The sequence below is a fragment of the Parafrankia colletiae genome (genome assembly GCF_001854655.1).
In the GTDB taxonomy this organism is placed as follows: domain Bacteria; phylum Actinomycetota; class Actinomycetes; order Frankiales; family Frankiaceae; genus Parafrankia; species Parafrankia colletiae.
On sequence record NZ_MBLM01000110.1, the window covers coordinates 41,427 to 64,478 of the forward strand.

22 protein-coding genes and 2 pseudogenes are annotated in these 23,052 nt (G+C 67.4%); 19 read left to right on the top strand and 5 right to left on the bottom strand.

Annotated elements, in window-relative coordinates:
• Positions 1–78 precede the first annotated feature (78 nt).
• The 8 genes and pseudogenes from CC117_RS13910 to CC117_RS13945 all read left to right on the top strand — a co-directional run bounded on the left by CC117_RS13910 (position 79) and on the right by CC117_RS13945 (position 7,447).
• Positions 79–1,134: a zinc-binding dehydrogenase gene (locus CC117_RS13910; protein WP_071084225.1), complete on the top strand. Its 1,056-nt coding sequence runs from the start codon at positions 79–81 to the stop codon at positions 1,132–1,134.
• Positions 1,135–1,221: 87 nt separating this feature from the next.
• Positions 1,222–1,740: a nuclear transport factor 2 family protein gene (locus CC117_RS13915; RefSeq protein WP_071084226.1), complete on the top strand. Its 519-nt coding sequence runs from the start codon at positions 1,222–1,224 to the stop codon at positions 1,738–1,740.
• Between the two features lie 73 nt (positions 1,741–1,813).
• Positions 1,814–2,628, top strand: a pseudogene (locus CC117_RS40515) (NAD(P)-dependent oxidoreductase).
• A 124-nt stretch (positions 2,629–2,752) separates the two neighbouring features.
• Positions 2,753–3,562, top strand: a complete 810-nt coding sequence (locus tag CC117_RS13925; protein WP_071084227.1) for an NAD(P)-dependent oxidoreductase — start codon at positions 2,753–2,755, stop codon at positions 3,560–3,562.
• A complete protein-coding gene (locus tag CC117_RS13930; RefSeq protein ID WP_071084228.1) occupies positions 3,563–4,435 on the top strand; it encodes a sugar phosphate isomerase/epimerase family protein in 873 nt (290 codons plus the stop codon).
• Positions 4,432–5,241, top strand: coding sequence for an SDR family NAD(P)-dependent oxidoreductase (locus CC117_RS13935; protein WP_071084229.1), 810 nt, complete (start codon positions 4,432–4,434; stop codon positions 5,239–5,241). The genes CC117_RS13930 and CC117_RS13935 overlap by 4 nt, the downstream gene beginning before the upstream one ends.
• Positions 5,242–5,527: 286 nt before the next feature.
• Positions 5,528–5,995, top strand: coding sequence for a nuclear transport factor 2 family protein (locus CC117_RS13940; protein WP_071084230.1), 468 nt, complete (start codon positions 5,528–5,530; stop codon positions 5,993–5,995).
• A gap of 468 nt (positions 5,996–6,463) precedes the next feature.
• On the top strand, positions 6,464–7,447 hold the full coding sequence (locus tag CC117_RS13945) for an alpha/beta hydrolase (RefSeq protein ID WP_071084231.1): 984 nt from the start codon (positions 6,464–6,466) through the stop codon (positions 7,445–7,447).
• A 79-nt stretch (positions 7,448–7,526) separates the two neighbouring features.
• Here the strand turns inward: CC117_RS13945 and CC117_RS13950 are convergent, their stop codons facing one another.
• The 3 genes from CC117_RS13950 to CC117_RS13960 all read right to left on the bottom strand — a co-directional run bounded on the left by CC117_RS13950 (position 7,527) and on the right by CC117_RS13960 (position 10,680).
• Positions 7,527–8,279: an SDR family NAD(P)-dependent oxidoreductase gene (locus CC117_RS13950; protein ID WP_071084232.1), complete on the bottom strand. Its 753-nt coding sequence runs from the start codon at positions 8,277–8,279 to the stop codon at positions 7,527–7,529.
• Positions 8,276–9,550 (bottom strand): cytochrome P450, encoded by a 1,275-nt coding sequence (locus tag CC117_RS13955; protein WP_071084233.1) that lies wholly within the window; start codon positions 9,548–9,550, stop codon positions 8,276–8,278. The genes CC117_RS13950 and CC117_RS13955 overlap by 4 nt, the downstream gene beginning before the upstream one ends.
• A gap of 68 nt (positions 9,551–9,618) precedes the next feature.
• Positions 9,619–10,680, bottom strand: coding sequence for an NAD(P)H-dependent amine dehydrogenase family protein (locus CC117_RS13960; RefSeq protein WP_071084234.1), 1,062 nt, complete (start codon positions 10,678–10,680; stop codon positions 9,619–9,621).
• A gap of 301 nt (positions 10,681–10,981) precedes the next feature.
• Here CC117_RS13960 and CC117_RS13965 point away from each other — a divergent pair, with 301 nt between their 5' ends.
• From CC117_RS13965 to CC117_RS13985, 5 genes and pseudogenes are all read left to right on the top strand, one after another.
• Positions 10,982–11,578 carry a TetR family transcriptional regulator gene (locus CC117_RS13965; RefSeq protein WP_131803066.1) on the top strand — a complete coding sequence of 199 codons (597 nt, stop codon included), beginning with the start codon at positions 10,982–10,984 and terminating at the stop codon, positions 11,576–11,578.
• Positions 11,579–11,677: 99 nt separating this feature from the next.
• Entirely contained in the window at positions 11,678–12,853 is a 1,176-nt protein-coding gene (locus tag CC117_RS13970; protein WP_071084236.1) for an amidohydrolase family protein, read from the top strand.
• A 13-nt stretch (positions 12,854–12,866) separates the two neighbouring features.
• Positions 12,867–13,295, top strand: a complete 429-nt coding sequence (locus CC117_RS13975; RefSeq protein ID WP_071084237.1) for a cupin domain-containing protein — start codon at positions 12,867–12,869, stop codon at positions 13,293–13,295.
• Positions 13,296–14,868: 1,573 nt separating this feature from the next.
• Positions 14,869–15,117, top strand: a pseudogene (locus tag CC117_RS13980) (hypothetical protein); the annotation flags it as partial.
• 698 nt (positions 15,118–15,815) lie between these two features.
• Positions 15,816–16,022: an SGNH/GDSL hydrolase family protein gene (locus CC117_RS13985; RefSeq protein ID WP_071084238.1), complete on the top strand. Its 207-nt coding sequence runs from the start codon at positions 15,816–15,818 to the stop codon at positions 16,020–16,022.
• 12 nt (positions 16,023–16,034) lie between these two features.
• Here CC117_RS13985 and CC117_RS13990 read toward each other — a convergent pair whose 3' ends face one another.
• Entirely contained in the window at positions 16,035–17,090 is a 1,056-nt protein-coding gene (locus CC117_RS13990; protein ID WP_071084239.1) for a MupA/Atu3671 family FMN-dependent luciferase-like monooxygenase, read from the bottom strand.
• Positions 17,091–17,112: 22 nt separating this feature from the next.
• Positions 17,113–17,340, bottom strand: coding sequence for a phosphopantetheine-binding protein (locus CC117_RS13995; RefSeq protein ID WP_157905404.1), 228 nt, complete (start codon positions 17,338–17,340; stop codon positions 17,113–17,115).
• Positions 17,341–17,779: 439 nt separating this feature from the next.
• On the opposite strand from CC117_RS13995, the gene CC117_RS36305 reads away from it, so the two are divergent.
• From CC117_RS36305 to CC117_RS14020, 6 genes are all read left to right on the top strand, one after another.
• Positions 17,780–17,929 carry an LLM class flavin-dependent oxidoreductase gene (locus tag CC117_RS36305; protein ID WP_198541836.1) on the top strand — a complete coding sequence of 50 codons (150 nt, stop codon included), beginning with the start codon at positions 17,780–17,782 and terminating at the stop codon, positions 17,927–17,929.
• 101 nt (positions 17,930–18,030) lie between these two features.
• Positions 18,031–18,327, top strand: a complete 297-nt coding sequence (locus CC117_RS14000) for a hypothetical protein (RefSeq protein WP_131803067.1) — start codon at positions 18,031–18,033, stop codon at positions 18,325–18,327.
• A gap of 44 nt (positions 18,328–18,371) precedes the next feature.
• A complete protein-coding gene (locus tag CC117_RS14005; RefSeq protein ID WP_157905405.1) occupies positions 18,372–19,493 on the top strand; it encodes an LLM class flavin-dependent oxidoreductase in 1,122 nt (373 codons plus the stop codon).
• A 34-nt stretch (positions 19,494–19,527) separates the two neighbouring features.
• A complete protein-coding gene (locus tag CC117_RS14010) occupies positions 19,528–20,766 on the top strand; it encodes a cytochrome P450 (protein ID WP_071084243.1) in 1,239 nt (412 codons plus the stop codon).
• Positions 20,767–20,860: 94 nt separating this feature from the next.
• Positions 20,861–22,804 (top strand): amino acid adenylation domain-containing protein, encoded by a 1,944-nt coding sequence (locus CC117_RS14015; RefSeq protein ID WP_131803068.1) that lies wholly within the window; start codon positions 20,861–20,863, stop codon positions 22,802–22,804.
• A gap of 20 nt (positions 22,805–22,824) precedes the next feature.
• Positions 22,825–23,043 carry an MbtH family protein gene (locus tag CC117_RS14020; RefSeq protein WP_071084245.1) on the top strand — a complete coding sequence of 73 codons (219 nt, stop codon included), beginning with the start codon at positions 22,825–22,827 and terminating at the stop codon, positions 23,041–23,043.
• The last annotated feature ends 9 nt before the right edge of the window (positions 23,044–23,052 follow it).

Consider the following 23,052-nt stretch of genomic DNA (forward strand, 5'->3'; position numbering starts at 1 on the left):
TGGGTCTTCTGTAACTGGCTTCGGTGCGGCTACAGTGCCGTGACGGGAACAGGCTGGGCGCGAGCGTGGGGAGAGCTGATGAGAGCCGCTGTGCTGCGCGAGGGGGTTGTCGAGGCGCGCGTCATCGACGACCCGGTACCGGGTCCGGGCCAGCTGCTGGTCCGGTCGCTCGCGTGTGGGATCTGCGCGTCGGACATCCACTTCATGGACCACCTGGAAGCGGGCGTCGACGATGACAGCGGCATGTCGACCTACGACCGTGACGTCGACATCGTGATGGGCCACGAGTACTGCGCCGAGGTCGTCGACTACGGCCCCGGCACCGAACGCCGGATCGCCGTCGGTACTCGGGTGAGCTCGCTGCCGGTGCTGTCCACGAGCACCGGGCGCAGGATCGTCGGGCAGAATCCGGAGTCGCCCGGCGGGTTCGGTGAATACCTCCTGCTCGACGAGGCGATCACCCGCGTCGCGGCCTCCGAGCTGCCGAGTGAGATCGTGTGCATCGCCGACGCGATCTCGGTCGGCTGGTCGGCCGCCTCCCGGGCACAGGTGACGGCGAGGGAAGTGCCGCTGGTCATCGGCTGCGGCGCGATCGCGCTGTCCGCGATCGCGCAGCTGAAGCGGCTGGGGGTCGGCCCGATCCTGGCGGTGGACTTCGTCGCCTCGCGCCGGCAGACCGCGTTGGCGATGGGAGCGGATGTGGTCATCGATCCTGCCGAGGTCTCGCCGTACCAGGCCTGGCGTGATGTGGCCTACGGGCCGCCCGAGGCGATGCGGCAGCTGATGGCGGTGGCCGGGCTGCCGGGATGCGTCGTGTTCGAGTGCGTGGGCATTCCGGGAGTCCTCGACTCGATCATCAAGGGTTGCGAGCGCGGCACCAGGATCTTCTCGGTCGGTGGTCCGCCGGAGGGCGACCACCTCCACACCCTCACCGCGAAGCGGAAGGGCATCAACATCCAGTTCGGTGGCGGCCCGTCGATGCAGCACTGGGACGAGGCCTTCGAGGCGGTCTGCTCGGGCAGCCTCGATGTCACACCGATGCTCGGCCGGACCGTCGGGCTCGACGGTGTCGCCGAGGCGCTGGACGCCGCCCGCGACGCCAACGGGCCGGTCCGCATCGTCGTCGTGCCCTAGTGTCGCGACCGCCCCGCCCGGCGCAATCAGCGCGACCGGCGCGACCGGCGAGGTCCGGGCCGCGCATCTGCAGAAGGGCTGTCATCCATGAGTGAGATCGAGGACCTGCGGGCCACAGTCGAGACGCTGGCAACGAGGATCGCGCGGCTCGAGGACCAGGTTGAGATCATGCAGCTCGTCGCTCAGTACGGACCCGCCGTCGACAGCGGGTCGGCTGACGCCGCGGCGGAGCTGTGGACCGAGGACGGCACCTTCGACGCTGTTCCCCAGCTGCGCATGCGGGGCCGCGACGACATCGTCGCCATGGTCAACGGTGGTCACCAGCGCCTGATCCAGGGCGGCTGCGGGCACGTCCTGACCGTGCCGCACATCGTGGTCGACGGGGACGAGGCGACGGGGCGCAGCTACGCGCTGAACATCCGTTGGGATACCGACGCCGACCGGTTCTGGGTGGCCCGGGTGTCGGCGAACACCTGGCGCTGGACGCGCACCCCGCAGGGCTGGCGGATCAGCGAGCGGGTGAACGCCAACCTCGACGGCACCCCCGAACACCGCGCCATGCTCGCCCCACCCCGGCGTGCCGCCGACGGCACGCCGGTGCAGTGACGGGCGGCGGCCCCGTCGAGACCGCACGCCGTCTGGAGGATCAGTGAAGATCGGGTTCATCGGACCGGGCCGGATGGGCCGGCCGATCCTCGACCGGCTGAGGGCCGCCGGCCACGACGTCACGGTGCTCGTACGTCGCCCGGAGGCCAGAGCGGCGGCGGAGGCCGATGGCCTGCGCTGGGCGGCCACGACAGCGGAGACCGTCCGGGATGCCGACGCGGTGTTCGTCGTGGTGCTCAGGGACGAGCAGGTCCGGCAGGTCTGCCTCGGCCCCGACGGCGCCCTCGCCGCCATGCGGCCCGGTGCGACGCTCGTCCAGCACACCACCTCGGATCCCGCGACCGCGAGCCTGCTCGCCGAACAGGGGCGGCCCGACACATACGGGTCCTCGACGCGGCGCTCTCCGGTGGCCCGCACGACATCGCCGCCGGCCGCCTCACCCTGTGGGTCGGCGGCGACGAAGCCCTGGTGGACGAGATGCGGCCGGTTCTCGGGGCGTACGCGTCACCGATCATGTTCGTGGGGCGACTGGGCGACGGCCAGCGGGTCAAGCTCGTGAACAACGCGCTGTTCGTCGCGCAGGTCGGTCTCGCGATCGACGCGGTGCGCCTGGCGGGTTCGCTCGGCATCGAGGAGAAGGCGATCCTGGCCGCCGTCCAGCACGGCAGCGGCGCGAGCCGCGCCCTCGCGGTCGTCTCCAGCGGCGCGTCGGTCGACACGATTCCCGGCCGCATCGGCGACCTCATGCTCAAGGACGTCACGGTGGTCCGCGAGGTCGCCCGCAGTACGGGCGCGGACCTGGGAATCATCGGGACGGTGCTGGCCTCCGACGCGGTCGAGACGAAGGTGCTCCGCCAGACGAGCGGTGTGTCCGCCCGGACACCATGACCACCGGTACCGCGGGCGGGGCAGGGCGAGCCGGCCGACCGGTCCCGGACCACGCGCTTCGCGCCTTCGGGCGGCCCTCGGCCGCAGGCCGCGGAAAGCCGGGCACCACCACAGGGAGGACACCGTGAAGGTTGGATTCATCGGACTCGGCAGCATGGGACTGCCGATGGCCCAGCGCCTGGCAGCGCAGGGCCACGACCTGACTGTCTACGCCCGCCGGGCGGCCTCGCTCGAACCATTCGCGGGCACCAGCGTGACCACCGCGGCCACCCCGGCGGAGATGGGCGCGTCGGTCGACGCAGTCGGTATCTGCGTCTTCGACGCGGCAGGGGTGGAAGAAGTCCTGTTCGGGCCGGACGGCCTCGCCAGCACCCTCAGGCCCGGCGCGGTCGTGCTCGTCCACAGCACGGTGGCCCCCACGCAGATCCGGACGATCGCCGAGCGGGCGGCGACGCACGGTCTGCGTGTCCTCGACGCACCGGTGAGCGGAGGGGAACCACGGGCTCTGAACGGCGAGCTGACAATCATGATCGGTGGGGACGCCGAGACGCTCGCTGACGTCACCGAGTTCCTCACAGCGCTGTCCAACCATGTCGTGCACCTCGGCGAGGTCGGGGCGGGATCATACGCGAAGCTCATCAACAACACGATGTTCGCCGCGCAGATCGCGCTCGCGGACGACGCGATGAAGGCTGGTGAGTCGCTCGGCGTCGACCCCGGCGGCCTCGCGGCGGTCCTCACGACCAGCAGCTCGGTCTGCATAGCCTCCAGGGTGCGGTTGCGTGCCCTTTCCTTCGCCGGCCTCGCCGACTCACCGGCGAATCTGACGCTCACCAAGGATGTCACGCTGATGACCGACGTTCTCGGCGATGCCCCCGGGCGCGAACTGGTCGCCGTGGCGCAACGTTTCGTCGCCGGCATGCGGTCAGACTGAATGCCGACGCACACCACGGTGCCGATCGCAGCGGGACGGCTCGCCCTTGAGCACCAGACTGTTCTCGGGCTGCCRCCGGTGGAGTTCGTGCACCTCGCCGCGGACCTCGGCTGCCGGTACATAGCAGCCGTGCTTGTCGGCAACCCGGTGAACCCACACGGCTACGAGCCGTTCTCGCTGCGCGACGACGCCGCGCTGCGCCACCGGACGATCGCCGCGATGCGCGAACGGGAAGTGTCGATCTCCCTTGCCGAAGGGTTCGTCGTTCGTCCAGGCGGCGACGTGCGCGGGTATGCCGCCGATCTGGACGTGATGGCCGGACTCGGTGCCGCGGTCATCAACACCGTCACCATGGACCCGGACCTCGGCCGCAGCCACGACGAGTTCGGGACGCTCGCCGAGATGGCGGGCGAACGTGGGATGCAGACGACGATCGAGTTCGCGCCCTCGTTGACCATCGGGGATCTCGACTCGGCGCTGGCGGCGGTCCGTCATGTCGCCCGCCCCGACTTCCGGCTGCTCATCGACACCATGCACCTGGTGCGGTCCGGCCACACCCCGGCGGACCTGGCCGCGGTCGATCCCACCCTGATCGCCTACGCACAGCTCAGCGACAACACGATCCGGCAGCGCGGCACGGTCTACCGCGAGGACTCGATCGACCGGATGGTGCCAGGTGAGGGGGAGCTCCCGCTGCGGGACATTCTCGCCGTACTCCCTCCGGACATCGTGATCGGCCTCGAAGTTCCCATGCTCTCCGCGGCACAGGCCGGCGAACCGACCGAAGAACGAGCCCGCCGCTGCGTGCAGGCGGCGCGCGACCTCCTGACCGCCACGGGCGCCGTCGACCAGGCGCCCAGAACCGAGAGGTGACGACAGCTGTGACAGGACAATACGGACCGTGGGGCATTGTCGCCGGCGGGTCCGACGGAGTCGGCGCCGCATTCGCGCACGAAATGGCAGCTCGGAACCTCAACGTCGTCCTGGTCGCCCGGCGGGTCACAGTCCTGGAAGCCTTCGCCGAGGAGATACGAGCCGAGTACGGCGTCGAGGTCCGTACGGTCGCGCTCGACCTCAGCACACCGGACGCTCTCGCAAGGCTCGCGGACGCGACCTCCGACCTCGAAATCGGACTCTTCGTCTACAACGCCGGCGGTGACGACTACAGCACCCCCTTTCTCGACAAGGACCTCGACACCCACCTGAAGCTGATTCACCGCAACTGCGACAGCGTCGTCGAAGCCGCCTACCGCTTCGGCGCCCCGATGGTCGCCCGACAGCGCGGCGGCGTCATACTGGTCACCTCCGGCGCGGCTTGGGCCGGCGGCGCGACCCTCGCCACCTACGGCGCCACCAAAGCCTTCGATCTCCTGCTCGCCGAAGCACTCTGGGCCGAATGGCGCACGAGCGGAGTCGACGTCCTCGCTCTCGTGCTCGGCAAGACCGACACCCCGTCCATGCGCCGCGTGTTCGACGCGAAAGGCGAACCCTACGGCGACGCCGCTGACCCAGCCGACGTCGCGAAACAGGCACTCGACCATCTCGCCGACGGGCCCACCTGGATCTTCGGCAGCCAGAACCCCACCGGCGGCTCACCCTTCGGCGCCACCAGCCGCCGCGACGCCGTACTCGCGATGAGCCGACACTCACACACGAGCCGCGCCAGCACCGGGTCGTGACCGGCCGGTTGCGTCCGTGCGACGCCGCGGTCCGGCCAGCTTGGCGCGCATCACTCCCGCCTGGTCAGCCTGCCGTCGAACCCGAATCCGAATCCGGACCAGCTCGTCGGCGAGATTGACCATAGTGCGTGTCGCGTGCGCCACGACGGTGGAGGGCTACCTCGACGTCCGCCGCCCGGAATTCCTCGATCCGACGTCACGCCGCCAGTGAGGTAGGAGCCAGCCGCTGCATCGCCCGCCAGGAACGCTCACGGCCCACTGTCCCGAGAAAGGCAGAAAGACAGCCATGTCCGACATCCGAGAGGACCGCGAACGGATCTGCGATGTAGTGCTCCGCTACGCCACAGGAATCGACCAACGAGACTGGAATCTCTTACGAACCTGCTGGACGCCCGAGGTCGAGGCCGACTATGGCGCTTTCGGACAGTTCACCAGCGCAGACGCGCTCACCGAAACCATGGCACGGACCCACGAGAACATGGGCCCGACCTTCCACCGCATCTCAAACATCGTCATCGAGATCGACGGAGACCAGGCGTCCGTCCGCTCTTACGTCCACGGCGTTCTGATGGTGACTCCCGACGATCCGGGCAATTGGGTCGATGTGATCGGCAGCTACGAGGACGTCCTCATCCGAACCACGGAGGGCTGGCGCATCAGCCGCCGTATCGCCCGCACCGCCCGGACGCTGACCGCCAGCACCGCGCTCCGCACCGGCAGCGGACTTGATGGAAGCCGAAGGGCAGCGCCATGAGCCTGTGCGGGGGAGTGTCCGCTCAACGGCCACTGCCTGTTGGCGTGATCGTCGGCGGCGTCCGCGAGTCTCCTACGCCCGCCTTCGACAGCGTCTCCCCGCGCTGACCGAGCTTCCTGATTCGCCTCCTCGATGCGGCCGAGCAGTGCGCCGCCAGCGGCAGGACCATGCACGGCTGACGACCAGATCCACGGCTGACCGCAGGAACCACTGAGCATCGTCRGCGGGATTCGTCCGGTGGCCGAGCAGCCGCTGCCGGAGGATGCAAGTGGAAGCACGACGACCAGTCGAGAGGCCCGRCCAAGCCGGTGGCGTCACGCTGCGGGACGTCACCTCGGGTCGGCACGAGCCCTTCTATTAGGACGTGACCTTCTATAAATCCCCACGCGTCGCTACAGCCCCGTGACAGGGATGTGGCCTGCGTCCACCACGTGAGCTCTYCATTGAGGCACGACGAGGAGGTTTCGCATGACCGCCACGGACATCCAGCCGTCGGTCCATGTACCAGCGCGTGACATCCCGGTTCCTGGGTCAGTGAGCGCTGAGGCTCAGGCGGTACTGGCGATGGCCCCGATAGAACTACCGGACTACCCTCCACTGGACGACATTGCGGCGTGGCGAACCATGATCGCAGCGAGGGACGCGGCGATCCGGCCACGCCTGGTCGACCGGGCCTCCCGCATCGCCGCCGACGTGGAGGAGATCGACCTCGGCGGCGTCGGTACCTTCGTCATCACACCGCGCGGCGCTCCGGACAACGAGCGCGTCTTTCTCGATATCCACGGCGGTGGTCTGATCATGGGTGGCGGCGACCTCTGCCGGGCCATGGGCGTCTCCACGGCCSCCCGCGTCCACGCGCGAACCTGGGCTATCGATTACCGGATGCCGCCGGACCATCCCTACCCGACGCCCCTCGACGACTGCCTCGCCGCCTACCGCGCCCTGCTACGGGATCACCGCCCCGAGAGCATCGTCGTGGGCGGAGGTTCCGCTGGAGGCAACCTGGCGGCTGCACTTGTCCTGCGAGCGCGTGACGAAGGCCTCCCTATGCCCGCCGCCGTCGTCCTACTCACCCCGGAACTCGATCTCACCGAGTCAGGCGACTCCTTCCAGACCAACCTCGGCGTTGACACTGTCCAGACAGATAGTCTGATGCCCGCCAACCTGCTCTACGCTGCCGGTCACGATCTTTCGGACCCGTACCTGTCCCCGTTGTTCGGCGACTTCTCAGCAGGCTTCCCACCCACGTTGCTCGCGACCGGTACGCGGGACATCTTCCTGTCCAACACCGTTCGCATGCATCGGGCGCTGCGAGCGGTTGGGGGCTCTGCTGAGTTGCACGTCCTGGAAGCGGCGCCGCACGGCGGGTTCTTCGGAAGCGCCCCCGAGGATCGTGAACTCGAACGTGAGGTCCGCCGGTTTATCCACACACAGTGGGCGCTGAGCCTGTAAGCCTTGGGGTTCATGCTCCTACTGCCAGCGATCGCTCCGGTGGGAAGGACGCAGGCGCGTCCAATGGTGTCGAGTTCTGTCAGCGACGTGGTGGTGTGCCAAGGGACATGCCACCGTCGACGGTGAGGACCAGGCCGGTGACGTGGGCGGCGCGGTCGCTGGCGAGGTACAGCGCGGCCTCGGCGATGTCGCGGGTTCTGCCCTGGTGCGGCAGCGGCTGCAGGCGGGTGACGGTGGTTTTGTCGAAGGCGGCGTTGATGTCTGTGGAAATGTTGGCGGGGGCGATGCAGTTGGCCCTGATGCCGTGCTCGCCCACCTCCACCGCGAGGCAGCGGGTGAACTGGACGACGCCGGCCTTCGCCGCCCGGTAGGGCAGCATCCCGATTCCGGGGGTGACCCCGGCACCTGAGGCGATGTTGACGATGGCACCGCCACCGTGATCGACCATGTGCCGGGCGGCGCTGCGGCTGCAGGCCATGACCCCGTAGAGGTCGACGGCCACTACACGTTCGAAGTCGCGCAGGTCGTCGTCGAGGAAGCGCCGTAGTCCACCGGACACACCGGCGTTGTTGCACAGTACGTGCAGTCCGCCGAAGTGCTCGATGGTGAAGTCGACGAGTGCGTGCGCCTGGGCGGGGTCGGAGACGTCAGTCGTGAAGAAGGCGGCGCGCCCGCCAAGCTTCGCGGCGACGCCCTGACCGCCGGTGTCGATGTCGGCGACGACGACCTTGGCGCCTTCGGCGACGAACCGCGTGGCGATCGCGCGGCCGATCCCGTTGGCGGCACCGGTCACGATCGCGACCTTGCCTTCGAGGTCTCCGGTGGCCGTCATACTGGCGTGAACTCGATGTGCAGCTTCCGCAGGCCGCGCAGGATGTAGGTCGGGTGGTAACGGAAGCGCCGCGCTCCTGGGGGGCCGTGCTCGGCCTCGGAGATCCGGATGTCGGTCGTGCGGTCCAGGAGGCGTTCGAGGGTGATCCGGCCCTCGGCGCGGGCCAGCGGCGCGCCGGGGCAGTAGTGGGCCCCGTGGCCGAAGGCGAGGTGCTCGCGGGCGTTGTCCCGTTCTGGGAGCAGTTCGTTGGGATGATCGAACTTGCGCGGGTCGCGGTTCGCGGCGCCGTTGAGGACCATCAGCGTGGTGCCGGCTGGTAGGTCCACGCCGCCCACGGTGACGGGCACCTTGGTGAGCCGGAAGTCGCCTTTGATCGGGCTTTCGAACCGCAGGATCTCGTCGATGAACCCGGGGATCAGGTTTCGCTGGTGCCGCAGCCGTTGCTGGAGCTCGGCGTCCTCGGCCAGGACCTGCACGGCGGYGGCCAGCATGCGCACCGTCGTCTCCTGGCCTGCCGCGAACAGGTTGGCGGCCAGGCGCACCACGTCGATGACCTCGGGTGTCGTGCCGTCCCGGTAGGTGGCCTGCGCCAGCCGGGTCAGGACGTCGTCACGCGGAGACCGGCGACGATCCTCGACGTAGGCGGTGAACGCCTCGTACAGGAACTCCAGGGGCGTGTCGGCCAGCTGCTCACCGTCGGTGCTGCCGAACCCGCCCTTGGCCTGGCCCGTACCGCGTCGGAACAGGTCATGGTCCTCCTCGGGCACGCCGAGCAGGTCGGCGATGACCACCATGGAGAAGGGCCCGGCGAAGTCGGCGATGAACTCGCACCGGGCGTCGCCGAGAAACTCCTCGAGGTACCGGTCGGCCAGCCGCCACATGGCCTCCTCGTTCTGCTTCAACCGTCCGGGAGACAGCAGGCGCATGAGCAGGGCGCGGTGCTGGGTGTGCTTGGGCGGGTCGAAGGTCGGCAGCTGGTCGCTGTAGGGAAGTTCGTCCCGGTGCGCCTCGATGAGTTCGGAGATGTCGTCACCGTCGAGCGGAACCGGGAAGCCGGGGAACGGGCCCGTCACCGCCGTGCACGAGGAGAACCGGTCGCTGTCGTGGTAGATCGCGAGCGCCTCGTCGAAGCCGGTGACCATCACCACGCCCTGGTGCGGCTCCCGTGACACGGGACACCGCGCCCGCAGCGCGTCGTAGTAGGGGTAGGGGTCTGCCACCAGCTCTTTACTGGTAAAGAAGTCCACTCCATCGATGTCGACCACACGCATCTCCGATTCAACAAGCTTCCTTCAGCGGCGAGGCGCGTCGGCCCCGGCCTGTCGACCTGAATGTTGGTCTACTTCGCCCCGAAGGTGGGGATGATCGGCGGCAGGTCGAAGATCGTGCGGATGCCGGGTTCGGCCTCGACGAGGTACGGGATCGTGTTCACGGCCGGGGTCGCGGTGTAGCCGGCCAGGTGCTCGGAATACCCCTCGTCGGTCGTCCCGTAGGTGACCCGGACCTGCATCGGCGCGTCGCCCCTGGTGGTGAACAGCCAGCCCTCGCCGCCCATGTTCCAGTCCTGGTCGAGATGCTGGGTGCAGAACCAGTGTGCCCGGAAGATCATGAACGGTCTGCCGTTGCGCAGGCCCGCGACGGTGATTCGCTGGGCGGCCATGGTGCCCTTCTCGATGACGTAGCCGTCCGAGAGCGTGTGGGGCTCGGTGGCGCGGGCGGCCTCCGCACGCACCTCCCAGCCGTCGAGCGGGAGTCCGATCGCGTCCGCGAGAGCGGCGAGCGACTGCTGGTAGCCCACGAAGGCGGTTCCTATCCGCGCGGCGGGCAACTCGCTGGTGGCGACCGGCGTGCCGAAGCCCATCAGTTTGATCATGTCGGGCCCCACTGAGGCCGGGATGTCGGCGTACTCGTCGATGGTCAGCTCGTCGAAGCGCCGCATGGGGTAGATGAGCGTCAGTGGCATCGTGGTGGTGCTGTAGCCCGGGCTGCTGCCCGTGGCGTGGATCGATGTTCCGCCCTGCTGGCACGCCTCCTCGATGCGGGCCCGGATGGTCGTGTCCATCGTCGAGGCGTAGAAGAACTCGCTACGCGTCGTGATGACGTTGATGCCGGAGCTGAGTAGCCGCGTCAGGTCGTCGAGGTCGAAGCCCTCCTGCATGTACAGCACGCAGTCGGGCTGGAGCGCCACAACGTCGTCGATCTTCTGAGTGGCGAGGATGCCGACCGGGTCGATCCCCGCCAGGACGCCGGCGTCCTGACCCACCTTGCTGTCCGAGTAGACGTAGAGCCCCACCAGCTCTAAGAACGGGTGCTCGACGACGCCTCGGATGRCCTTCTTCCCCATCCGCCCCGCCGCCCACTGGACGACGCGGTACGTCTTGTCCGACTGCCCCTTGGTCATCAAGGTCCTCTCGCCTGGCCCGGTTGCCCGGTCGCCACTCCGCGACCGAACCCGCGGGCCCGTTGATGTTGAAAATGACAGTAGCAGACAAAAAACTTCCACGTCCAGGGACGGCAGATCGGTGCACCTGAGACGCCAAGAACGCCCAGTGACATGGGAGATCCCCGCTCACGCGCGGGCCGCATCATGGCTGCCAGGACAGTTCCGCAGTGTCATAGGATGATGTTCCAGGGTCGAAGGGGAGAAAGGGCATCCGGTGGAGGGCGAAACCCACGTAGAGGCTGGCGGGCGCAAGAGCGAGATGACCCGTCAGCGACTGCTCGTCGCCGCGCACCACCGGTTCCGCACCCACGGCTACGTCGCGACCACCGCCGCGGCGATCGCCGAGGACGCCGGCGTGACCGAGCGCACATTTTTTCGTTACTTCCCCGCCAAATCCGACGTGCTCGTCGACGATTGGCGGGTCCGGCGCAAGCTGCTGAAAGACGTGCTCGCCACCTCGGACGCGCCCGAGCTGCTCGAGGTGGCACGCGCGGCCATGCGCGCGTTCACCGACCACCTGCGCGCAAGCATCGAGGCCGGGCGCGACAGCGTGCTCCGTGTCCTCAATGAGCGGGAGGCCTCGTCCGCAGTGCTGGAGGTGCTTCTGGCGGTGGAGCACGACCTGACCAAGGAGCTCGCCCGGCGCGCCGGCCGGTCCTCCGAGGACTTCGAGGTGCGGCTGGCGGCGTACGCGACGGTCGGGGTGTTCCGGGCGGCGCTCCGTGCGGTGGTCGCACTGGGCATGGCCAGCTACATCACCGCGCTCGTCGACGACGGGATGGACCGACTGAGGCCGCTCTACGCGGGCCTCGACCGGGGCCCGTCTCGTCCAGGTGACCGGCTGGACACACCATGACGGTCGGATCTCAAGCTCGGAGACCTTGACAGCCACTGACATTTCCTTCAGTCTTCGTCGTCATCCACCGCATGCGCGGAACTCCCGAGGGGATGCGACGTGACCCTGACCAACGACGCCTATGTCGACCAACTCAAGATCTGCGACGTTGATGCCCACGTACTCGAGCCACCGGACCTCTGGACGTCCCGGATGTCGAAGAAGTGGGGCGACCAGGTGCCGCACATCGTGCGGATCAACAACAGGGACACCTGGTACATCGGCGACACCCGCGTAGGCACCGCGGTCGGTGGCCAGGCGCAGGCGGGGTGGAAGGCGCCCTACCCCAACACACCTCTCTACTACGAGGACGCGCATCCCGGCGCGTGGAAGGCCGACGAGCGCCTCGCCTGGATGGATGAGAACGGCATCCACTCACAGGTGCTGTACCCGAACATGATCTCCTTCCACACCGCCCGACTGCTGACGTTGGACCCACAACTCCGCCTCGAGATCGTCCAGGCGTACAACGACTTCCTGAGCGACTTCTGCTCGGCAGCTCCGGATCGGCTCATCGCGCTCACCAACCTTCCATGGTGGGATCTCGAGCAGAGCCTCGCCGAGCTCGAGCGTTGCTACGCCCTCGGGCACAGGGGCCTCAACTTCGGCTGGCAGTTCGAGCGGGCCGGCCTGCCGCCACTGCGCTCAGATCACTGGGAGCCGCTGCTGAAGATGTGCCAGGAGATGAACGTGCCCGTGAACTTCCACACGGCCTTCAACGAGTCTTTCGAAGAGGACCAGGGCCTCGTGGCCAACGCGGAGTCGTTCAGCACGCTGGACCTGGCCAAGATCTCCGCTCAGTCCATGCTCGCGAACGCCAACTGCATCTCAGAACTGATCCTTGGCCGCCTTTGTGAGCGTTACCCGACACTGAAGTTCGTCTCGGTGGAGAGCGGAATCGGCTACATCCCGTTCCTGCTCGATTCGCTCGACTGGCAGTGGAGCACCCTTTCCACCCACCTCGACTACCCGGACATGCTGCTGCCGTCGGAGTACTTCCGGCGACAGATCTACGCCACGTTCTGGTTCGACCCTCATGTGGGTGCGCCGGCGGCGCTGTACCCGGACAACTTCATGTTCGAGACCGACTTCCCGCACTCCACCTGCCTCGCGCCGGCGCCGAACTCCAGTGCGACCGGACCGCGAGAGACGATCAGCAAGAATCTGGGCGATCTGCCCGCGGATCTCGTGCGGAAGGTGCTGCACGAGAATGCCGCCCACGTCTACAACCTGTGATTCGAGGATCCACGTGCGACTACTTATCACTGGAGTAAGCGACGACGGCAGCTCCTGCGTGGTCGAGAACCGAACTCCGAGCGAGGTGCCCTTCGAGGAGGGCGGGATCATCGTCGTGCAGGCGGCCAGGACCACGTCGTCTCCGCCTCCCCCGCGTCCGCCGGGGCAGGGCCACCTGGTCAAGGTCGAGGCCACACCCGGCACCGCTGGCTGGAATTTCATCAAGTTTCCTCCGCGGACCACGACCGGGCTTCACCACACCGACAGCCTCGACTTCAACGTGATCCTCGAGGGCAGCGTCGACCTGATCCTGGGCGACGGGCCGCACCGGCTCGGTCCCGGTGACGCGGTGGTGCTCAACGGTGTCGACCACGGGTGGCAGACCGAGGAGTCCGCCTGTCGCATGAGCGTGGTCGTCATTGCCACGCCTCCGCTCGACTAACATCGTTTTCTGTCCGTCATTGTGGGAATTCCGTCGGCAGCGCCCGCCACACGCAGCCGTTGTGCGTCACGTAAAGAATCTCGTCCGCCCTGTCCCGCCGAGGGCGCTTCTCCGGCCTGACGTCCTTTTTCGCCACCGGCCAGCAACCGGTCCACTACCGCCCACTCGGCATCGGACAGGCCGGACAGATACCGGCGGACTCGTGACAGGCTGCGACAATCCCGACCCCTACGCCACCGGTCACGTCATCACACCGACTGGCCGGGCGCGAATTCTACCCCCCGCTCACGAGAATCGTGATTTCCGACAGGCGCTCCACGGAGGACTGATGGACTGAAAGGCGCACCTTCGGTGCGGGAGGCGACCGAGGCGTCCGCGTCGGGCGGGAGCCAAGCGCCGCGCCCCAGGTCGGCTTCACCCCGCCTGCCGACTCATAGGCTCCCTGCGCTTCGAACCGGCGATCAAGGTCCGGTCACCACCTGCTGGTGACCGGGCCTTCCCTTATCGATCGGAACCTTCCCGGCGACGCGCACCGCGGTAACACCCTCCGCGCCACCGGACCCGCTACTCTGCGCTCGTCCGGTGCTGGGTCCGATGTAGCCCCACCCGCTGGTCCCCCGAGCGGGTGGGGCTACATCGCAGTCATCACAGGGCCGGCGGTCTCCCGGCTCGCCTGGTCGATACTCCGGGCAGCAGATGATCTGCCAGGCCCGGATCTCATCCCGCGCCACCGAAGCACGCCGCCCCGAAGGCCCGGCCGAACATTGAAACCCACGGGGAGCAGCGAACCAAAGCCGTACTTAACGATGCCGCCCACGTTGGGGCTCGAGATGGTGCTGGGTGCCGCCCGCACGGCGAAGATCGCCGGGATGACCTCCGTCAAGCGTTCCTGCACGGTCGCATAGGCGTCCTTGATTTCCGCTTCCGACCTGACCTAGCCGCCGCACAAGCGGACGGTCTACCAGACTCGATCTTGCGCACCGTCGCAGGTCATGGCGCCGACGCGACCGGGCCAGACGAGCTTCGTTGCCATACAAGACCCATAGCTTGTGGCAACGTCCGTGGACACAGGCCTCGTGACCTCCCACCCGGAAAGCGGACGGTCAACTCCGCCGTCTCTGCAGGTCAACCAGGGTCTGAGACAGACTGTCACCGGGATCGCGCGACTCTGTTGCCATACCCGTTGCCATAAAACGATCAACCGGTGATCGACAAATCCCGTTATTTCCGCAGGTCAAAAGGGTGGGTAGGGGCGGGGTCGAACCTCCGACCTTCCGCTTTTCAGGCCGAACTGACCGTCATTTCAACGTCCGCCGACGTACGTTTTCGGCCGTGGAAGGCCGCCGGCGTACGCGCCGGTTCGCCCACGTTGCTACACCCGTTGCTACACCTCGACGAGGCCGTGAACGGGCCGTTCCCAGCAGCCAGGCAGCGCTTTCGCGCACCCCAGCCCTCCGGGCGAGAGAGCACGGTGGCGCCCAGCCCACCGACTTTGAAGAGCCTTCCGCACCCCACGCCCGAGGTCGGGTTGGCGTGGCTCACTTTTACGACTGCCGGCTGGGGGTGGTGACGCGTGAGGTCCACCACGACGAAACCCGCAGACCCGAACACCGACGCTGCTACCCCTGTCACGGCAGCGGTCGTCAAGCTCGTCACCGCGACGATGRCCGCCGTCGTCGGTCTGACGTTCCTGTTCGGATTCGGTAATGTCCTCGCGCTGGGGCTACGCCTCGGCGTCCCGATCTGGGTCGCGCCACTGGTCGCCCCCGCCGTGGATCTCTCCGTCCTTGGAACCGTTGACCGGACTACCGGGCTGACGATCAGCGTGTCGTAGGCGGCGGGTGGTGTCCCGTCGGTAACTGTCACGCAGTTCCGAGTGAGAGGACTGCGTGTGGATGTCCGATAATTGTGATCGTGTGATTGATCTGATCGATCTGCCGGAGTGGGGTCGGGTTGTCCCGCTGGCTGGTGTCGAGCCGTTCTGTGTGGTGGACGAGGCGGATCGGCCGGTCGAGCCGGTCCGACGATTCCTGCGTGACCTGGTAGCGCAGGGATGTTCGGCCGCGACGATTCGCAGCTATGCGTTTGCGTTGCTGCGTTGGTGGCGGTTTCTGCGGGCGGTGGAGGTGGAATGGTCGAAGGCGTGTCCGGCGGAGGCGCGGGATTTCGTGCTGTGGTTGCAGCGGACCAGCAAGCGGCGTCGGTTGCCGCGAACCGATTCCGCGATGACGGCAGGAACGGTGAACCCGATCACCCGCAAGCGGTTCCAGGACGACAGCTATATCGTGGCCACGATTCGGCACTCGAACGCGGTCGTGCGGTCGTTTTATGCGTTCTGGATCGAGCGGGGCGAAGGGCCGCTGGTCAATCCGGTGGTCCTGGCTCGTAGGGCAGCGGCCGGACTGCTGGCCCTGGAGGTTCCTGCACTGATTGGGTCGGATCACGGTGATCCCCGCGGCATGTCCACTCGGTCCGGGGTCGCCCCGATCCTACGATGCCGCCTCGATCGCGAAGTCCCAGTTGCTCGGTGCCGGGCTACGCCAATTGGCCGAGCGTCAGGGCGCCGTCTTCGTCGATGCCGCCAAGGTCGCGGTGGTCGGGAGCGACGGGGTTCACCTGAGCCTCGACTCGCACCGACCCCTGGCCGAATTGCTGGCGATGGCCATCCGCGCGCTGCCCCGCCCCGGCCAGTCTGAGGAAGAGGCCCTCGCCGCGAAAGTACAGTAGAGGCACGACCGCTCAGGCATCGGCCGCCCGACCGTCGTTCCAACGGTCCTTCAGCTCGTTCAGGTAGTTCAGGCCCGCCAGTACCGTGTCGGTGTCGGGAATGAAGTCGATGAGGCAGGCAACCTCGTCCACCCCGAGGGCGGCCAGCCGGCGCAGCGTGGCCATCCCGTCGGCCACCGTGCCGAACAGTCCATCCGCTTCGAAATGCCGCTCGAAAGCCCTCTGGACAAGGAAGTCGAGGTCGTCCGGATCCATCTGCTCGAGCTGCTCTCCCGTGGTGAGGTCGCCGGCCGCCCGGGTCGACAGGCCGACCGAGCTGCGGAGGTACTCCGTGAAGGGCTCTTGTACRGCGGACCGTACGGTGGCCCGGTCTGGCCCGAGAAAGGTGTGCAGCATCAGTACCACGTGACCGGGCGCCGCGTGCCGGTCGGCGACCACGGCGCGGTACTCCCGGATCTTGCCGCCCAGCTCATCGAGATCCTGGCCGAGCAGGTGGGTGAGCACGCCGGCACCGAGTTCACCGGCGAGGAGGAAGGTGTCGCGGCTACCCGAGCTGGTGAGCCAGAACGGCAGCTCCGGCTGGATCGGCGCCGGGAAACTGCGCACCTTCGCGGTGCTACCCAGGCCGGTCGGTAGCTCGACCTCCTCCCGGCGCCACAGCCGCCGTACCAGGTTCAGGTTCGCGAGCATGACGTCCTTGCGACGCTTGAATTCGTCCGGCGCCAACGCGAAGTCGCCCGGGTGCCAGCCAGGGGCGAAGGCTATGCCGGCGCGGCCGCCGGACAGGTTGTCCACAATGGACCACTCCTCGGCGATCCGGACCGGATGGTGCAGCGGAGCGACCACGCTACCGGCCCTGATGTTCACCCGGGCGGTCACCGCGGCCACCGCCGCTCCGGTCACTGCCGGATTCGGGTACGGGCCGCCGAACTCATGGAAGTGGCGCTCGGGTGTCCAGACGGTGGCGAATCCGTGGGTGTCGGCAAACCGGGCCCCGTCGAGCAGCAGCCGGTAGCTCTCGACGCCGGACGCATTGTCGTTGGCGAAGTAGAACAATCCAAAGTCCACAATGTCCCCAGAGTACGGTCGGTCAGCGCTCGGCCGACGCCTGATCGATCACGAGCGCCAGATCGGCCGTCATCGGTGCCCGGAAGAGAGTCCGTATCGAGATCTTGACATTGAGCTGTGCCTGGATCTCCCGGACGAGCCGGATGGCCAACAAAGAGTGGCCGCCAACCTGGAAGAAGTCGTCTCCGGCCCGGATATCCGGCCGGTCCAACACCCGGGCCCAGATCTGGATCAGGGCCTCCTCGGTCAAGGTGCCAGCGGCCGGCCCGTCTGGGGTACTTGGCACTGCCCCAGACCGATTCGGGCAGGGCGGCGGCGTGGATTTTTCCGGTCGGTGAGAGTGGGATCGAGGGGATCATCATGAGGACGGTCGGCACAAGGAAGCTCGGTAACCGGTCCTGCGCGAATGCTCGTAGTTCGTCCAGGTCCAGGTCATCCTTCTCCGCGACCAAGTAGGCCACCAGCTCCTGGCTGCCCTGCGGACCGGGTCGGACGACCACCACCGCGGACAGCCGTTCGAACGTCCACGTGACGGCGCCGGGTAAGAACAGAGGGGGCGCCGTTAGGTATGGAAGCATCGCGATCTCTCCGTCGTCAACAGGTTTCCCACTTTTTCGATAGAGATTGACGGGCGGGACACGGCTCCCTAAGGTGGATCTCGGCGTCGAGGGGTCCACCGTGGGCAGTCCATGAGTAGCACCATCACCGGCCTCGCTTTCTTGACGCCAAGCAACATCGTCGACGAAGACCCCTATCCGGGGCTGACCGACACGTTGGAGATCTTCCAGTACGGCGAACGTCTCGGCTACGACGGCGCCTGGATCCGGCAGCGCCGGTAAAGCAGGCCCGGCATCGGGTCTCCAGCAAACGAGGAAGTGTGCAACCGACCAACGTCGGGCCACGCACTGGATGAAGCGATCCAACGAATAGGCGGTGGCAGTTGAGCACGGAAGATACACGCGACGCGTTGCGTCAGGAGATTTTCGTTCTGCTGTCGGGAGTCTCCGGCGGCGCTCTGAATCCTGACAGTATCGAGGCGAACACGGAATTCCCGGGCACCGGGATGAGCTCGATCGAGTACCTCGAATTCGTCGAGAAGGTCGAGACCAGATTCGGGGTGTTCATCGACCTGGAGGCCGACGGGCCTCTGACGAGCATCGACAACTTCCTGGAACTCCTGCTGAAGTCCGGCGCGTCAGTGACGGTGCAGCCCTTGCAGGGAGTCGCCGAGACGTAAAGTCCGCCAGCCCCTCCGCTACAGCATAGTTAGGTCTCGACATCGTGCATTTGAAGGCGTTCGGCTGCTTCCTGCCTCCGCTCCACGATCCGACGATCAACCCCTATCTTGCCCTGCAGCAGGACATCGAACTGTGCGGCCTGGCCGAGGATCTGGGCTTCGACGAAATATGGCTGGGTGAGCACCATTCCAGCGGCTGGAGCATTTTGAGCTCGCCCGACCTGATGATCGCGGCGATGGCTCGCGAGACGCGCCGGATCCGGTTCGCGACAGGTGTGATTCCACTTCCTTACCATCACCCCGTTCATGTCGCCGAACGCATTCTGCTGCTCGACCACCTGACGAATGGTCGGGCGATCCTGGGATGCGGAACCGGAACGTACGTCCACGACATGGAAATGATCGGTGTGGATCCGGGTTCCATACGTGCCCATTTCCGCGCCGCCCTGGACGTCGTGACGGCGCTGATCGCCGGGCAGACGGTCGACACCACCACGCCGTGGTTCACCGCGAAGAGAGCGGTCATGCAGCTCCGGCCCGTGYGGGGCGCCATCGAGACGGTGCTCGCCTCCTCGCTCGGCGACGAGGCGATCGATCTGCTGAGCGACACCGCGACGACGCCGGCGGTCCATGTCGTGCCGCCCTGGGGCACGATTCGACCGGGTATGGATGCCGATCCGATCTCCTCGCTGGTCCAGCGTGTGGAGACGTATCGGAACAAGGCTGGGGATGCCCGCATCCGGTGCAACGTGTTCGTCCACATATCCGACTCCGCGGCCAAGGGTGTGGACGAACTGATGCCCGGATGGTCGGCGCAGCGCCGCGACCTGTACCGGACGGTGTTGGGCATGCCGATCCCGGACTCCGAGGTCGCGCATCGCAAATCGCTCGAGAACCTCGTCGACACCGGTGCATTCATCGTCGGTGACACCGTTACATGCACACGCATGATCAGGGACCTCTTCGACCGCCTCGGCGACCCGGTGTCGGTGAACTTTTTCCTGCCCGGCTGGATGCCGCACCAACAGACCCTCGACCAGCTGACGGCGATCGCCAATGAGGTGATTCCCGCGCTCCACGGCGGATTCGACGGCACCGCCGAATCCATGAGGCTCAATTCAGAACAGGCTGGCCGTCAGATGAAGCGCCGAGCCGAGCTGCGCTGACACCGGACGGGTCGTCGGCCGAGGAAGGTCACACATGAGCATCGCCAACACACCGACCACCTTGAACTTCAGCTCCGACGAGTTTCTCTCCGACCCTTGGCCGATATACAAGGAACTCCGCCGGACCGACCCGATACACTGGGCGGAGACGTTTCGGGCTTTTCTCGTCACGAAGTTCGAAGACGTCGTTGCCCTGCTAGCCGACCGGCAGGTCGTCAGCGGGTTCCCGATGCGCAGCAGTCGCCGGTTGTTCGGCCCGACGCTGTTGGACGTCGACGGACCGAGCCACCGCGCGCTGCGCAAGATGCTGATGCCCTTGTTCGCGGGCTCGTCGGTGGAGCGGCTGCGCACCGAGATACTCGTTCCCGCCGTGGACCAGGTTCTCGACTCCATCGAGGCGAAGATGGTGTCCGCGAACAGCGCGAGCGTCGACTTCATGGACGAGGTTGCCGTCGGGGTGYCCTACGCGATGGTCACCCGCTTGTTCGGGATACCACCGGAGGATGCGGCCTGGCTGCGACCGCGGGTCCTGCCGCTCGCCGGGGCCATCGAATTCCCGGCGACCTCGCTGGATATGGCCCTCGCCGCGAAATCGGAGCTGATCGACTACTTGATCGATGCCCTGGCCAGCCGGCGCGCGGGCGGGCGGGCGACCCTGCTGGACGTCATCTTCCCGGCCGGTGAGCCGGTCGACCGGTCGATGCTGGGCACGGCGACCCTGTTCCTGCTGGCCGGAACCGAAACCAGCGTCGCGACGATCGGCAAAATCATGTACGCCGTGCTCGCCCACGAGGTCGARCTGGCGCGGTTGGCCGACACCGAGTTCCGCAATCAGGTGATCCGCGAGACCCTGCGCTGGGAACCGCCGAGCCACACCGTCCTGCGGTACGCGGCCGCCGACATGACGATCCGCGGTGTGCACGTTCCACGCCGGTCGACGATCTTGTTGTCGCTGGGCAGTGCCAGCCGGGACGAGGAGGTGTTCCCGGACCCTGACACGTGGCGTCCGGAGCGCCCGGCAGGTCGGATGCTGGCGTTCTCCGCCGGCCCGCACACGTGCCTGGGAATCCAGCTCGCCCTGGCCGAGTTCGACACGCTGTTCGAGCGAATGTCCCTCCGGTTCGGCGGCGTCCGGCGCGACGGCTCGCTGGACACCATTCGTTCAGGCTTCTGGCGTCTCCGCGAGCGGGGCCATATCTTCCGTCGACCTGATCACCTGCCCGTGCAGTTCGAGCGCAGGCGCAATTCAGGGGGCAACGAGCGTGTCGTCTGACGCGACAACCGCGCCTCCCGTGGTGCGGGGACGCGACGAACCGGATGTAGCGCAATGGCTGCCCTACGACCTGACGGCTCAGTTCGATGGCCTCGTGCCGGATCGTGCAGAACTGGTCATGGCGGCGTTGATGGTGACCCTGTGCCGTTGGACGGCCGCGAGCGAGGTCGCGCTGGCCGTCGCCGACTGGCGCGCGAACAGTTCCGATGCCCCGCAGGTGATCCGGCTTCACCTCGACGACCGAATGACCATCGGCGACTTCCTCCGGACGGTCGCCACCGCCCGCGGTGCGCAGGCAACCGATGAGGCCGTCGGCGGCCCGGTCGATCTCGTCGTCGTCTCCGACCACTCCGATCTGCGGTCGGCCAAGATCGGCTTCGTGACCGACGTGCCCGACGTCGCGCACGGGTTCGTCGCCGACCTGGCGGCGGCGGTGACCGAGCTCATGTCCGTCGACGGTGCCCTGCGAGACGTGCGCTGTATCGCGCCGGAACGCCGCCGGATCCTCGATTCGCTGGCCGGAGCCGAGGTGCCCGCGGTGGCGATCGACACCATGTTCCTCGACCAGGTGAGCCGTCACCCGCACCTGGTCGCCGTGCGCGACGCGACTGTCGAGCTGACCTACGAGCAGCTCACGCAGGCCGCGGACCAGCATGCCGACTCCCTGTGGCACGCCGGCGTCCGGCCCGGCGCCACGGTGCTCGTGGCCACCAGGCGATCGGTCGGCGAGGTCGTGGCGCTACTGGCGATCATCCGCCTCGGCGCCGCGTACTCGGGATTCGACGACGACGCGCCGCCGACTCGGGCACAACGGATCATCAACAAGCTGGCCCCCGCGGCCGCGGTGGTCGACGCTGCGTCGACCGATCATCCCGGCCTGCGCGGGCTCGCCCGCGTCGAGGTCTGGCGGCCCGGCCCCGACCTCGGCACATGCACTGGGCCGACCCGGCCGCCCGTGCCGACCGATCCAGGCCGAGCGGCGTACGTTGCGTTCACCTCCGGCTCCACCGGCGAACCGAAGGGTGTCGTCGTCCCGCACAAGGCAGTCACCCGACTCGCGCTCACCACGGACCTGCAGATGCGCCCAGGCGACCGTGTGCTGCGGATGGCGCCGCTGGCCTTCGACGCGTCGACGTACGAGATCTGGGTGACACTGCTCGCCGGGGCGACGCTCGAGGTCTACCCCGCGAAGCTTCCGTCGGTCGGCCACCTCGAGGCGTTCCTCGCCGATCGCGAGATCTCGGTGGCATGGATCCCCGCTAGCCTGTTCCGGCTGATCGCCAGGTCCCGGCCGCACGCGTTCGCCGGACTCCGCCAGATCGTGTCCGGCGGGGAGGTCGTTCCGCACGAATCGACCGCACGGATGCTCGACCTGCACCACGGCCTGGTGGTCACCAACGGGTACGGGCCCACTGAGAACACCACGTTCACGACCACCCACACGGTGCGCAGCAGCGCGGAAGTCGACGGACCTCTTCCGATCGGCCGCCCGATCGCCGGTACCCGAGTCTTCGTCCTCGACCGGAACGCCCGACTCGTGCCCCCCGGCGCGGTCGGGGAACTCTACGCGGCCGGTGTGGGTCTCGCCAACGGGTACCTCGGCGACGAGCACGAGACCACTCGCCGATTCGAGCATTTCTCGCCCGACGTGAACGAGCGCCTGTACCGCACAGGCGACCTGGTCCGCCTCGACCCGCACGGGCGCCTGCTGTTCCTGGGGCGCGCGGACGACCAGATCAAGCTGGAYGGCCACCGCATCGAAACCGGGGAGATCAGCGCCGCCCTCGGCCGTCATCCCGATGTGCGCGATGCGGTGATCGTCGTGGCCAAGCGGGAGAGCAAGAGTGTTCAGCTCGTCGCAGCCGTCGCCATGCACCCCGGCGCCGACGCCGACCCGCGGTCGCTGCGTGCGTACCTGTCACAGATCCTGCCGAGCTACATGTTACCCGCTCTGTGGGTGGTGGTCGAGGAAATCCCRCTCACCCGCAACGGAAAGGTCGACGCCCAAATTTTGATTGATTCCGCATTGTCAGCGTGACGCATTGTCAGGAGATAGCAATGTCCTCGCTGCTTGACGACCCGGCCCTCGACTACCTGGTGCTTGTGAACGACGAGCTGCAGCACAGCCTGTGGCCCGCGTCGATCGCCGCGCCCGCCGGGTGGACCATCGCCCACGGCCCGGCGGATCGGATCGCATGCCTCGGCTATGTACGGAAGAACTGGACCGACATCCGTCCAGCCAGCACCCGGACCGCCGGCCACGACGGCCATGTCTGAGGGAGTGGA